General features: G+C 43.6%; 9 protein-coding genes. 8 read left to right on the top strand and 1 reads right to left on the bottom strand.

The genetic code is table 11. The features are described from left to right. Positions 1 to 26 precede the first annotated feature (26 nt). The 8 genes from pqqD to ACYUCY_RS08080 all read left to right on the top strand — a co-directional run bounded on the left by pqqD (position 27) and on the right by ACYUCY_RS08080 (position 11923). On the top strand, positions 27 to 314 hold the full coding sequence (gene pqqD, locus ACYUCY_RS08115; protein WP_460225965.1) for a pyrroloquinoline quinone biosynthesis peptide chaperone PqqD: 288 nt from the start codon (positions 27 to 29) through the stop codon (positions 312 to 314). A 1-nt stretch (position 315) separates the two neighbouring features. Further along, positions 316 to 1443, top strand: a complete 1128-nt coding sequence (pqqE, locus tag ACYUCY_RS08110) for a pyrroloquinoline quinone biosynthesis protein PqqE (RefSeq protein WP_460225964.1) — start codon at positions 316 to 318, stop codon at positions 1441 to 1443. Between the two features lie 48 nt (positions 1444 to 1491). Next, complete coding sequence (pqqC, locus tag ACYUCY_RS08105; RefSeq protein ID WP_460225963.1) at positions 1492 to 2220, top strand: pyrroloquinoline-quinone synthase PqqC; 729 nt, start codon at positions 1492 to 1494, stop codon at positions 2218 to 2220. Positions 2221 to 2369: 149 nt separating this feature from the next. Next, on the top strand, positions 2370 to 4112 hold the full coding sequence (locus ACYUCY_RS08100) for a protein kinase domain-containing protein (RefSeq protein ID WP_460225962.1): 1743 nt from the start codon (positions 2370 to 2372) through the stop codon (positions 4110 to 4112). An 81-nt stretch (positions 4113 to 4193) separates the two neighbouring features. Next, the gene (locus tag ACYUCY_RS08095; protein ID WP_460225961.1) at positions 4194 to 5009 is read left to right on the top strand and encodes an alpha/beta fold hydrolase; all 816 of its coding nucleotides are present in this window, start codon (positions 4194 to 4196) and stop codon (positions 5007 to 5009) included. Between the two features lie 345 nt (positions 5010 to 5354). Next, positions 5355 to 9359: a DUF6701 domain-containing protein gene (locus ACYUCY_RS08090; protein WP_460225960.1), complete on the top strand. Its 4005-nt coding sequence runs from the start codon at positions 5355 to 5357 to the stop codon at positions 9357 to 9359. A gap of 191 nt (positions 9360 to 9550) precedes the next feature. Next, positions 9551 to 9976 carry a GFA family protein gene (locus ACYUCY_RS08085; protein WP_460225959.1) on the top strand — a complete coding sequence of 142 codons (426 nt, stop codon included), beginning with the start codon at positions 9551 to 9553 and terminating at the stop codon, positions 9974 to 9976. A 27-nt stretch (positions 9977 to 10003) separates the two neighbouring features. Beyond that, positions 10004 to 11923: a DUF3592 domain-containing protein gene (locus tag ACYUCY_RS08080; protein ID WP_460225958.1), complete on the top strand. Its 1920-nt coding sequence runs from the start codon at positions 10004 to 10006 to the stop codon at positions 11921 to 11923. A gap of 149 nt (positions 11924 to 12072) precedes the next feature. Here the strand turns inward: ACYUCY_RS08080 and ACYUCY_RS08075 are convergent, their stop codons facing one another. Next, positions 12073 to 13638 carry a SulP family inorganic anion transporter gene (locus ACYUCY_RS08075; RefSeq protein ID WP_460225957.1) on the bottom strand — a complete coding sequence of 522 codons (1566 nt, stop codon included), beginning with the start codon at positions 13636 to 13638 and terminating at the stop codon, positions 12073 to 12075. Positions 13639 to 13907: the final 269 nt, after the last annotated feature.

Genomic DNA, 13907 nt, shown 5'->3' with positions numbered 1-13907 from the left:
CTTTTGTTCGTGGAGTGAAAAAATTAATGGCCAATTTTGATCTTGAGACCAGTCGTTTTAGTATAAACCCTCGTTTTCAGTTTCAGTGGGAAGAAGCACAACAGTGTCATGTGCTTTTATACCCAGAAGGTCTTATTAAACTTGGCGGAAGCGCAGCAGAAATTATTCAACGCTGTGTAAAAGCAACAACATTACAACAACTGATTGAAGAGCTACAACAAACCTTTCCTGATGCCGAAGGCATCGCTCAAGATGTCAAAGAATTCCTCGCCGATGCCCAACAACAAGATTGGATCACAGAAAGTAAACGCTAAAATGAAGTCGACTAATTCCCATATTCCGATGTGGTTGCTGGCTGAGTTGACTTATGCCTGCCCTTTGCAATGTCCGTATTGTTCCAATCCCTTAGAGTTATCTAGCTCCCGAAAAAATGAATTAACGACAGAGGAATGGCTGCGTGTTTTAAAGCAAGCACGTAGCTTAGGTGCTGTGCAATTGGGTTTTTCGGGTGGTGAACCCTTGGTAAGACCCGATTTGTTGGAATTACTAAAAGAAGCAAAGGCTTTAGGTTTTTATTGTAATTTAATCACCTCGGCGGTTGGTTTGGATGAGGAAAAAGTTGTTGCTTTTAAGGAGACTGGTTTAGATCATATGCAAATCAGTTTTCAGGGTAGTGACCGTGAAACCAATTTAAAATACGGCGCCACCGATAGTTTTGATCACAAGCTGGCTATGTGCAAAGCGGTAATTAAAACGGATATTGCTTTGGGATTAAATTTTGTATTACATCGCCACAATATTCATCAAGTAAAAGATTTTTTATTATTAGCAGAATCTTTAGATGCAGAGTTTGTTGAGTTAGCAAACTGCCAATATTACGCTTGGGCTTTGCATAATCGTGATCTTCTTATGCCTACGCAAGAACAATTGCACGAGGCAAAGCAAGCGACGGAAGAATTTCGCCAACAACACCAAGGTAAAACCCAAGTATTTTTTGTCGCGCCAGATTATTACGATGATCGACCTAAGAAGTGCAGTAATGGTTGGGGAACGACCTTTATGACGGTAACACCGAATGGTGAAGTGCTACCTTGTCAAAGCGCGAAAGTAATTCCTGATCTAGAATTTCCCTCTGTACGCGATCATGACCTCGGTAGTATTTGGAATGACTCAGAATTATTTAACGCTTTTCGCGGCACCGATTGGATGCAAGCGCCTTGTCGCGAATGTCCGGAGCGAGAGCTTGATCTCGGTGGTTGTCGTTGTCAGGCTTATTTGCTAACCGGCGATGTTCGCGCGGCTGATCCCGTGTGTAGTTTGTCTCCGCAACATCACATTATTGAAGAAGCGCTTGCGCAAGCTGAGAATGAAGTCGATAAAGAAAAAATTGTATTTCGAAATACTCGCAATGCTAAGTTAATCCAAGCGAAAGAACTTGAATGATTGTCGATTGGGATTACCTTAGACTCGAAAAATTTAGTAGAGAAAGATATGAGCCAAACCCCTTGGAGTAAAGAAGAATTTCGTCAGGCCCTACACGATAAAGGCCGTTTTTATCATATTCATCACCCTTTTCAAGTGGCAATGAATACGGGTAAGAGTAGTAAAGAGCAGATCCAGGGTTGGGTGGCGAATCGATTTTATTATCAAACCAGTATTCCGATTAAAGATGCTGCGATACTTGCCAATTGTCATGAACGTGATGTTCGCCGCCAGTGGGTGCAACGTATTCTCGATCATGATGGTTTTGAAGGCAGTGAAGGGGGCATTGAAGCATGGTTGCGTCTGGGAGAATCCGTCGGCTTGAGTCGTGAAGAAATTTTGTCAGAAGAGCATGTGTTACCCGGCGTACGTTTTGCGTGTGATGCTTACGTAAATTTTGCGAGACGGGCGTGTTGGCAGGAAGCTGCTTGCTCTTCGCTGACCGAATTATTTGCACCAGAAATTCATCAAAATCGTTTAGATACTTGGCCGCAGCATTATCCTTGGATAGAAGAAAAAGGATATCAGTATTTTCGGCAGCGCCTTAGTGAAGCGCGTCGAGATGTTGAGCAAGGTCTGGCCGTCACCTTAGATTATTTTAAAACCCGTGAACAACAAGAGCAGGCGCTTGGTATTTTGCAATTCAAACTGGATGTGCTTTGGTCGATGCTTGATGCCATGCAGCTAGCCTATGTTTACAACGAGCCACCTTTTCATAGCGTTGAAGTGCCTAGCTAAAAATTTATAATTTATTGTTTGCTCTATTAGGCACGCTTTCCGATGAGCATGAGGGCGTGAGCGAACTCTAATTTAGTAATCGTAGTGAGCTAATAATAATTAACGGATCGTGACATTGTGTTTATCATTCAGCGACGGCTTTCAAATCCATGACCGACTGGCACCTCGCGGGAAATTTGGCTTTTTCTATCGGCCAATCTTCCATCGCCGGCAAAAAGAAGGAAAATGAAGACGCAATTGGGATTCGTATTCCGAAAGGCATGCTGTTAGATAACAAAGGTGCCGTAGCGGTGATAGCGGATGGTGTCTCCGCCGCAGAAGCGGGAAAGGAAGCGAGTCAAACTTGCGTTACTAATTTTCTATCAGATTACTATTCCACGCCGGACTCTTGGGGAGTTAAAGAGTCCACCTCTCAGGTGCTTAATGCACTAAATCGCTGGTTGTATAGTAAAGGGCAGCACTATATAAATGCCCAGCGCGGTTACGTGAGTACTTTTAGTTGTGTGGTTTTTAAATCAACGACGGCGTACTTATTTCATGTCGGTGATTCACGCATCTACCGTTTGAGAAATGGAGAGTTGGAGCAGCTCACTCGAGATCATGCGACGAGAATTAATTCAGAAAAAACTTATCTAACTCGAGCGATGGGTCTTGATGTTCGTCTGGATGTCGATTTTAAAACCGTTCCTATTGAGAATGGCGATCTATTTTTGTTGTCGACCGATGGCATTCATGATTTCGTGAGTGATGAGTCGATTGTCGATATTGTTGCAGCACATCGAAGTGATGAATTTGAAAAATGTTGCGAATCATTAATTCAGAAAGCGCTGGCGAATGGTAGTGAGGACAATTTAAGTTGCCAGATTTTACGAGTCGACTCACTCCCTGCCCAAGATGCCAATGAAGTTTACGAAAAACTTACCGAGTTGCAATTTCCACCGCCGTTAAAAAAAGGCCTGATTTTAAACGGTTATAGAGTACTTCGCGAAATACACGCGAGTCGGCGCAGTCAATTGTATGTCGTCGAAGAAATTAATACTGGCAAACATTATTGTATGAAGACACCGTCGGTAAATTTTGACGATGATCCTGCTTATATTGAGCGGTTTGTATTGGAGAGTTGGATCGGCAGCCGGATTCAAAGTCCTTATGTTGTGAAAGTGTTGAACCCTGGCAAACAACGAACATTTTTGTACTACCTGACGGAGTATATCGAGGGGGTTACCTTAGAGCAGTGGATTAAAGAGAATCCAAAACCCTCAGTTCAAGACGCGATCTATATCATTGAACAAATTGCCAAGGGAATTCGTGCCTTCCATCGCCGCGAAATACTTCATCAGGATATTAAGCCTGGTAATATTTTGATTGATAACAATGGCGAAGTAAAAATTATCGATTTTGGTTCCTGTTCAGTACAGGGGATTAAAGAAATTGATACACCGATTGAGCGAGATATTATTTTAGGTACCGCTAGCTATTCGGCACCGGAGATGGTGTTGCATAGAGAGGTGTCAACGCAGGCCGACATTTTTTCATTAGCTGTTATTGTTTTTGAAATGCTAACGGGCAAGCAACCTTTTGAGGGTAAGTTAGCACACTGTCGTACCGATAAGGCATATTTGAAGACTAAATATATTCCGACTTATGAAATTAATCCCTTAGTTCCCGTTTGGATAGATGGGGCGATAAAGAAAGCTTTGCGGTTCGATCCCAATCGACGCTATGGTGATGTTTCAGAATTTATATACGAGTTGACCACGCGAAATACAAAATATAAAGATAACGTTCAAGTACCGATCTTAGCTCAAAACCCTTTATTGTTTTGGCAGTTGATCAGCATGACGCTGTTTATCGCGTTGATATTGTCGTGGGCTTACTTCGCAAATTCTTAAAGAAAACATTCTTTAAGTTTTCAACGGCTATCAAGTTACTGTTTGCGGAGTATCTAGAATTTTAAAAAGAGTTCTCTTCATTTGAAATCTACAATCGTTGAAACCAGTCTAGGGAATATAAATATCCGCATTAGTGGTCAAGGCCCAGCGATGGTGTGTTGGCCGAGTTTGTTGATGACCGGGCTTATGTGGGCGGGGCAAGCAAAACATTTTTCAAGTTCCTTTCAGGTAATTCTTATTGATCCGCCGGGGCAGGGTTTAAGTGACCGTTTGAATACGGTGTTTACACTTGAAGAGTGTGCCCACTGCTTATCGGAGATCCTACAAGCATTAAAAATAAGCGAATGTGTTTTGCTGGGTAATTCCTGGGGCGGCATGATGGGCGGGGTGTTTACGGCGCTCTTTCCTCAACAAATTCGTGCTGCAATATTAATGAACTGCACGGCTTCTGTGGCGAGTGATTCCCAAAAACGTGCTTATTCTGAAACTATTAAATTGCTTCGCAATTCGGACGTTTATCCTCAGTCCTTAATTGAACAATCCGTGAAAGCTTTTGCGGGTAAGACGACGGAGTTAAAAAAGCCTGATGTGATAAACCAAATTCGGGAAACCATAAGCAAAGTTGATCCTCAATCCGTGAGCTGGGCAATTGAAAGTGTGGTTCCTCGCCGTACAGATCAGCATGCCTTGTTAAAAAATATACGTAAGCCGGTATTGCTTATTGCCGGTGAAGAGGATCGAACTTTTAGTGTCGTAGAGACCAAACGGATGGCCGATGTTATCCCACATTCCGTGTTTCACGTGTTGCCTAGGGTCGGGCATCTTGCTGCTTTGGAGTCGCCCGATGTTGTGAACAATGAAATAGACAAATTCTTAGCGCGTGTGTTGAGTTTTTGAACTAAACCGTCATTTTTTTGGAATACCTAGCGCTTGGTTTTTCAAGAAAAACTGGCTGAATTTCCCTTCCTTCATAGCCTTTTATTTCCTATAAATCTATGTCTCCCGGATAGAGCTTCCGTTGGCTCCACGAGTGACTCCTTTGCGACTTCTTTTAATGGAAAATACTCTTTTTTCCATCATACTTTTACGACTTGAAGTGTTCTTTTGCATAAAGCAAAAAAATGGCAAAGGCTCATGTTTCTGACTAATTACAAAAGTAATCTACCCCTGAAGCGTTACATAAACGTCATTTTTTTGACGTTATTATTTTGTGCTTTTTCGGCTTCAACTTTTTCGATAACGATGAAGGTCGATCAAGTTACCATTAACACCCCTATAGGCGGTGGCGCGGTTTGGACAAGCGTAACGTTTCAACAAGTATTTCCATCCACTCCGGTGGTATTCGTATTGCCTACCGATACTAATGCCGACCCCGCAAGTCTTCGAATTCGCAATGTTACCACCACGGGTTTTGAGGTGGGTGTAGTCGAGCCACAAGGTGAAGATGGCCAAACGTCAGCGATGCAGTTCGATTATTTCGCGGCTGAAACAGGAACGTATAATTTTCCTGGTGGTGTAAGAGTTGTGGTTGCCACTCATTCCACCGCGAGCTATCAAGGCAAACGATTAAGCGGTACGAGCTGGGATACGATTAATTTCCCCAATAACTCATTTAATTCGACCCCTGTTGTAGTAGCTCAAGTTCAAACAATCAACAGTCAAGCAGGACTAGATGCTGGCGTGCTTGCCTCACCTTGGCTCGAAGTAGCGATGCGAAGTGTGAGTTCTAATTCCATGCAAATATCCTTAGAGCGCGCAGAAACTAATGATGGCACGGTAGTGAGTGAAACAATCGGCTACTTAGCGATGGAGTCGGGAGAAGAACTCAGCATTGGTGGCGAAACAATAAAGTCCTTGCGCACCGCAGATAATATTCAGGGCTGGAGTAATAATTGTCGTAATAGTAATTACCCTTCGAGTTTCTCGGCGATACCTTTAGTCGTTGCCAGTCAGAATACTCGCGACGGCGGTGATGGTGGCTGGGTAAGACGCTGTGCTATCAGTACTTCAAGTGTTGGAATGACCATTGATGAAGATCGTGCTGCAGACAGCGAAAGAAGTCACACTACTGAACGGGTTGGTCTGCTAGCAATTTCAGCTGCTTTTCACGGCACGCGGAACGGCAATCACATGGAGGCGGGAAGCAACTCCATTGTTGGTGCAGGAGGATTTAATACTCAATGGACAACAGTAAGTTTCCCCAATCCTTTTACTACTACGCCTCATATCTTTACTTTGCCTACCGACCAAGATTCGGCGCCGAATACCGTTCGCATTCGCAATGTGACTATTAATGGTTTTGAAATTACCTCGGTTCGTCCAAGCGGTGAAGCAGGAGCTGCACCAGAAACAACAGTCGACTACATAGCAATTGAACCGGGTGAGCACACGTTGCCAAATGGCGATGTATTTGAAGTCGGTAGTATTGACACCGATAGAGTGCAAACCGGTGTTGGTGGATCAACGGGTTGGGATACTATCAATTTTTCTCGAATATATTCGTCCGCACCAGCGGTGTTATTACAGATTCAAACGACCAACAACGAGCCCGCTCTTGATCCTAATAATGTTTCCGTTCCTTGGTTGGTAACAGCAGCAAGAAATTTAACCTCGACGCGAATTGATGTCGCACTTGATCGAGCAGAAGCCATTTCTGGCAGCGTCACACAAGCAGAAACGATTGCTTATTTTTCTGTGCAGCACAACTCCAATGAACAACTAACTGCCGATAACATGAATATTATTGATTATGAAATGTTTCGTAGCGCCGATGATATTTTGGGTTGGGACAACGGCTGTTACACAACTAACTTCGCAGATATCTACACAGCACCTATCGTCGTCGCCGCACAGATTCGTCGTGACGGTAGCAATGGCGGTTGGGTTCGCCGCTGTAATTTACAAAACTCTTTTGTGGGCTTGACCATAGACGAAGATAGGGCGAACGATACTGAGCGTGCCCACACCTCTGAATCCGCGAGTGTCTTTGTTTTTTCTGAAGCTTTCGAGGCGAGTTTCGAGGGAGTAACGCATTTTGGGATTTCTCATGGAGGCGGTTCAGTCACGTGTGAAGCAGCTAGTATTACTATATCCCCTCACGATATTTTGCACGCCTCGGTGGCGACTACAGCCAATATTCAAGTGAGTGCGACATCAGCGACGCCGGGATGGATGGCGAGCGATGCAACTTGGGCATTGGTAACGGGGACTCCCGCGAACTTTAGTGTTGGACCTGGCGCGGGACAAGCGACTTACCAATTTTCTGGAGGTGAGACAGAAGTTGTACTTGCTTTGGCCAATACTTCCGTAGCGGATATTGATATCGACGTGCTCGAAACCATTTCAGGCACACTAACGGATCTTGATGATGGTGGCTCTGAAGATTTACCCTTGAGTTTTGCTGATCAAGGTTTACGTTTTTACGCGGACTTGAACGGCGATGGCAATGCGGACGACCTTGATTTAAATGGGACTCCTGATCCTATTCCCACGCCATTGACGTCGGGAAGTAATTCACCGCAAATGATTGTGCGTGCCATTGAAACGAATACCAATACGGGTGCCTGCCAAGCGCGCGTTGCCGGCGCTCGCAGTGTCGATATGGCATATGAATGCGTCAACCCTACGACCTGCATTAACAATCGTGATCTCACTATTAATGGCACAGCGATTGAGGAAAATAATCTAAATAGTGTTGTCGATTTTCAAGCGGTTACTCTTGTTTTTGATGCTGAAGGTGAAGCGCCTTTTACAGTTAATTATCGCGATGTTGGCAATATTCGCTTGCACGCAGAATTAACGATACCGGCTTCTGGTCCAGATCCGGCAGTAACGCTTGATGGTATTAGTGAAGTTAGCACCGTGCGCCCTGCAAGTTTGGCGATTACGACAATTGAATCCAATACTGCTGTTGCGAACCCAGGCACAACAGTCAGTGGCGATGGATTTATTCCTGCAGGTGAAGCGTTTAATGTTGTTGTTCAAGTTCGAAATGCCCTTGGTGGTTTAACGCCTAACTTTGGCAATGAAATTGTCAGTGAAGGTTTGTTGTTGAACTCGATTGCCTTGGTGATGCCCGCCGGTGGAAATAATCCGCCGCTAGAAAATGCGAATAGTTTTGTCGGTAGCGGAACCGCCGGCGAGTTCGTTAATAACGCCGTCAGCTGGTTGGAGGTAGGAACGATAACAATCAATGCCAGTATTGTTGGTGGCGATTATTTGGGATCAGGAAATCTTACTAGTCCAACATCCGGAAACGTTGGTCGTTTTTATCCGCGACAATTACGTTTGATGAGCAGTAGTGTTGACAATGGTTGTTCGGCGGATAATTTTACTTACATGTCGGACCAAGGGTTTTCTCATGCGCCGGTCGATATTAATTACCTCATTAATGCTGAATATCTTGATAATCAAATTGTAACGAATTACGACGCAGCTCTCGGTTATCCCGTCGACACATTTGCTGTTGTTGCAGAAAATAATAATAACGGCACCAACTTAGCATCTCGAGCCTTGGTTCCATCCGGTGCATGGGTGCAAGGAGAATTAACTGTTGCTGGTACAGATAACGGTGGGTTCCGTCGTTTATTTTCTACGACGGAACAAGTGGATGGACCCCACGCGAATTTACAGTTGGGTATTCAAAGCAATCCGGCTAGCGTTGATCCGGTGGGTTTTAGCGCCTCACAGTTAACCATGAACGCAAATTCTACCGGCGATTGTGTCGCCGCAACAAATTGTGATGCGGTACCGTTAGGAAGCGCGCTAAATGTTTTGTTCGCGCGTTTATATATGCGCGATACATATGGCCCTGAATCTGCGTCATTAACGGTTCCTTTTGAAGTTCAATATTGGAACGGCTCAAAATTTGTTTTAAATGGAAACGATAGTTGTACGCGTTTGGCGCGAAATGATATTCGTTTTAATGGTTCCGCGATTAGCGGTGATCCAATTAGCGTACCGGTTGGTGGTGGTAGTACTAACGCTACATTTACGCAAGACCCTACCGGAAACAGCGATATCAATATTATTAATGGTAGTGCAGGCCTTAGTTTTTCCGCGCCGGGTGTTGGTAATCTTGGAACGTTTGTTATTGATGCGCAGATGACCAATTATCCTTGGCTGCGTTTTGATTGGAACCAGAATAATGATAATGCTGATGATACAACGCAACCTTCAGCGAATATTAACTTCGGTTCATACCGAGGGCATGACAGGGTTATCTTTTGGCGTGAAGTGCTAAATTAAAAATACTGTCTGCGAATGAGTTGCGCAAAATAAATTATTAGGCGATCAGTACAATCACACAGTTCCTCTAACTCAATAAAAAGTTAACGATAGATTCTTATCATTTTTGTGCTAGTCTTGCTTTCGTTTTTATTAATGAATCATTTAGAATAACTCGAAAATAATTTCGACAGATTTTGATGGGAGGATGTATGTCAGATGTATTTCAAAGTTCGGGGAGTTGTTTGTGCGGAGCGGTAACCTTCACTGCGACGGGTTTGGGGCATAGTGTTGGTGCCTGCCATTGTAATATGTGCAGAAAGTGGGGTGGTGGGCCCTATCTGGAAGTTGACTGCGGTACTAATGTCAGCTTCGACAATGTGGCCAATATTTCTGTGTATGACTCTTCGGAATGGGCGGAGCGAGGTTTTTGTAAACACTGCGGTAGCCATCTTTTTTATCGGATAAAAGAAGGGCAGTTGCATATGGTACCAGTAGGGCTGTTTGATAATGATGCGGGTTTGGTTTTTGATCATCAAGTTTTTATCGAGGAGAAGCCAAGCTATTATGATTTTTCAAACAAAACCAAAAATAGAACCGGTGCAGAGATTTTTGCTGAGTTCACTTCTTCCAAATAATTCGTAGCGACTGAATTGGGGTGCACTGTGAGATTATTTGGGGCGTTGTTGGGTTGTCTTTTTGGTTTGCCATTTACCTTGATGGGTTTATATGTTGCCAATGAGACGGTAGTGCCAATGGTATTGGATTGGCAGGAAACCCGAGACTGGGTGAGTGTCGATGCAAAAATAATCGCGGTAAACGGCGCGGATAACTATACCAAAGCAGATTACGAATATAACTTTCAGGGGAATGTTTATCAGAGCAATAGGGTGTATCTAGCGGATTTTAACGATAACTTTGGCTCTTATCACCAAGTACTTTACTCAGATTTAAACCATTCTCGAAATAACAATCAAAGCGTTCCAATTTGGATTAACCCCACTAATCCGCGCGAAGCAATAATCGATAAAGAAATGCGGTGGGGTTTGTTTTCTATCATCGTTGCTTTTACCGGTGTTTTCGTCCTCATAGGATTGTTTATATGTTATGCAAGCATAAGATATAAGCCCTCTGAAAAAAGTAAGAATAAAAAGCGTCTTGAAAAACTCAGGCGGCGATGGGATCGAGATACCCGGCGTTTACTTTCTGGAGAAGAAAAGCAATCATTTCCCGAATTTGTTGCGACGAAGAATCCCGAGCTGGTTGATTTTTTAAATGACGAGCGCGTTTCGGATGATTCTTGGCAAGAGCGCAAAAGTTGGAAAACCAATCGCATTAAGTCCCATGCTCTCGCGGGTGTTATTGGGATGTGGGTCGTTAGTTTATTTTTGATTGCTATCGGTACTTTGATCGCATCCAAAATCTCTATAAGGTTTGATAGGTTTGACGAAGAATTTGTTGTTGGAAGTATATTCTCTCTCGTTGCCTTGTTGTTGATTCTACAAACGCTGCGAATTACCTTTCGGTATCGCCGATTTGGTCGGGTAGAGTTCGTCATGGATCCTTATCCAGGTTCAATTGGTGGCGATGTGGGCGGTTATATCGACGTCAAGCGTTTGCCGTATGCTGAGCTGGATCCAAGCGCTAAACAATTTAAAGTGACTTTAGAATGTGTTTACAGCTATATTTCCGGAAGCGGTAAGAATAGATCTAGGAGTGAGTCTATTAAGTGGGCGGAGGAAGGTGCAGCTGAAGTGCAACGCTCGGTATCCGGTGTAATGTTGTCGTTTAAGTTTTCGGTTCCGGAACATTTACCGGAAGCAAGTGTAGCGCAAAATGGAGATTATTATTTTTGGCGACTAAAAGTGTATGGTGATCTTCCAGGGTTTGATTTGAAGCGCGCGTACAATATTCCTGTTTTTGCAACTAACCAAAAATCAACTACTGCTAGAAATGACATCAGTGAACAAGTTAGTGAGTTAAAAAAAGAGGCCTCAGAAGAAAAAGCCCGAGCGGTGGAGCAGGGTAATTTCCACCTAACGGACCTTAACAAGGTGGTGAGGGTTGATAAACTTGGCGATGGATTGTCTATGTATTTTCCAATGTTTCGAAATAAAGGATTGACCTTGTTTGCATGGGTGTTTGCGGGGGGCTTTGGTTTTGCGACTTATGGTATCAATTCTCAAATGGGTGGCGGCCTTGGCGGTGTATTCATGTTTTTATTCTCGATTCCTTTTGCGTTAGTTGCTTTGGCAGCGTCTATCGCAAGTATTTATTTACCTTTTAATAATCTCAAAACACGAGTCAGCCGAACAGAGCTTCGCTCAATTCGAAAAATCCTATTCATTCCTGTGTCCAGTAAAACCGTTTCGACTCATGCCATCACTGGATTAAAGCTCAAGAAAAGTGGCAGTACGGGGCAGGGCGTTAAGAAAATAGAGCACTTTAAAATTATCGCTAGTAGTGTTTCTGATGGAGACATTACCGTCGCCGAAGATATTAATGGTGAGGATCTTGCCGAGCACTTCAAAAATTATCTAGCGGCACAAATGGGACTTGAGGCGGAACGGAAAAATAATAGTTAATTAATTTTAGGGTGAGGATAAACAAGCCACCTTACAGGTGGCTATATTGAGCGCATAGTCATGATGATGTTTGAATATTTTTCATCATAAATTAGCATTTATAATATAAATTTATTCTGCGAAAAATAATTTTTAATAATAATAAAAAATTAGGCAATAGCATCATCGGCAACAAAATATTTAGGATCTTCCACCACGTTAACTTCGACTAAGTCACCCGCTTTCTTAAGTAGTTTTTTACAGTCAGCGCTTAAGTGAATTAAGTGTAATGTTTTCCCGCTAGCGGTATAACGATCTGCCAGGGTGTCGAGAGCGGTGATGCCGGAGTGGTCGACAACTTTGGAGTCGGCGAAATCAATGACCACATCATCGAGATCTTCACTGGGTTTAAATTGCTTGAGGAATTCAGTGGTCGAAGCAAAAAACAATGGGCCTGAAACTTTGTAGAAGGTTGAGTTTTCCCGCCCGTCTATCTTGTATACAGCGACGTGTTTCGCATGTTCCCAAGCAAATACCAATGCAGAAACAATGACTCCAGCAACTACGGCGATAGCTAAGTCTGTAGCAACGGTTATAGCGGAGACCAAAACAATAATAAATACTTCAGATTTTTGAATTTTGTTCATTATTCTTAAACTTGACCACTCGAAGGTGCCAATAACAACAATAAACATAACGCCAACAAGCGCCGCGATGGGAATATTTTCAATAAGGCTTGACGCAAACAAAATAAAACTGAGTAAGGCGAGTGCGGCGGTTATTCCTGATAAGCGACCACGACCTCCGGCGTTTACGTTTATCATTGACTGCCCGATCATCGCGCAGCCACCCATGCCACCGAAAAATCCGCATACGATATTGGCAAATCCTTGACCCCGACATTCTTTATTGCCGCGTCCTCGTGTTTCGGTAACTTCATCGATAAGACGCAGTGTCAGCAAGGATTCTATTAATCCTATGGCCGCGAGAATAAAGGCGTAAGGAAATATTATTCTCAGAGTTTCAAGATTAAGCGGCACTGAAGGAATGCTAAAAGTTGGTAGGCCACCGGCGATCGAAGCGACATCGCCAACTGTTTTGGTTTCTAAACCAAAGCCTATAACGATGAGAGAAACAACGACGATCGCAGCCAATGAAGAGGGTATTGCTGTAGTTAATTTGGGTAAAAAATAAATGATCGCCATGGTTAAGGTAACCAAGCCCAGCATCATATATAGCGCGTTGCCGCTTAGCCAAGATTGATCGATGATACTACCTTCTAATGATGTGCCTGCGAGCCAGCCCGTCTCACCACCGTCGCCAAACTGGCTCAGTTGCGCGAGAAAAATCACAATGGCAAGACCATTGACGAAGCCTAGCATTACTGGATGGGGCACCATGCGAATAAATTTACCGAGCTTTAATGCACCAGCAGATACCTGCAAAATCCCCATCAAAATAACCGTCGCAAATAAATACTCTACGCCGTGATCTGCAACTAAGCTGACCATGACGACGGCTAGTGCACCGGTAGCGCCGGATATCATTCCGGGTCGGCCTCCGAATATAGAGGTGATCAAGCCCACCATAAATGCTGCATATAATCCAACAAGTGGGTCGACGCCGGCAACAAACGCAAAAGCGACGGCTTCTGGGACAAGTGCGAGAGCAACGGTGAGTCCAGAAAGTATGTCGTTCTTTACGCTGCTGGCACTATTGCTGATTAGCTCGATCATGATTTACCTATTCGTTTCCATTCTGTTTTTACGCCCATGCCGCTAACAATAAATTATTTGGCTAGCAATGGATGGCGTAGAAGTAGTGCGCGAGAATTTTACTGACGCAAATTGATTTAAATAGCGGAATTACTTTTGGAGATAAGTTTTGATCTTGCACAACAGCAGCTAAGGCTTGAAAGCGTAAAAATGGCGTTGCCATCAAAAAGCTGGGATGTGGAGAGATATAAATTACTTAACGCTTAAGGTAAAACGATACTATCTACAAC

This window comes from Aurantivibrio infirmus (assembly GCF_054767315.1).
Note: the sequence above shows the minus strand (reverse complement) of the source record. Positions and strands in the feature narration are given on the sequence as shown.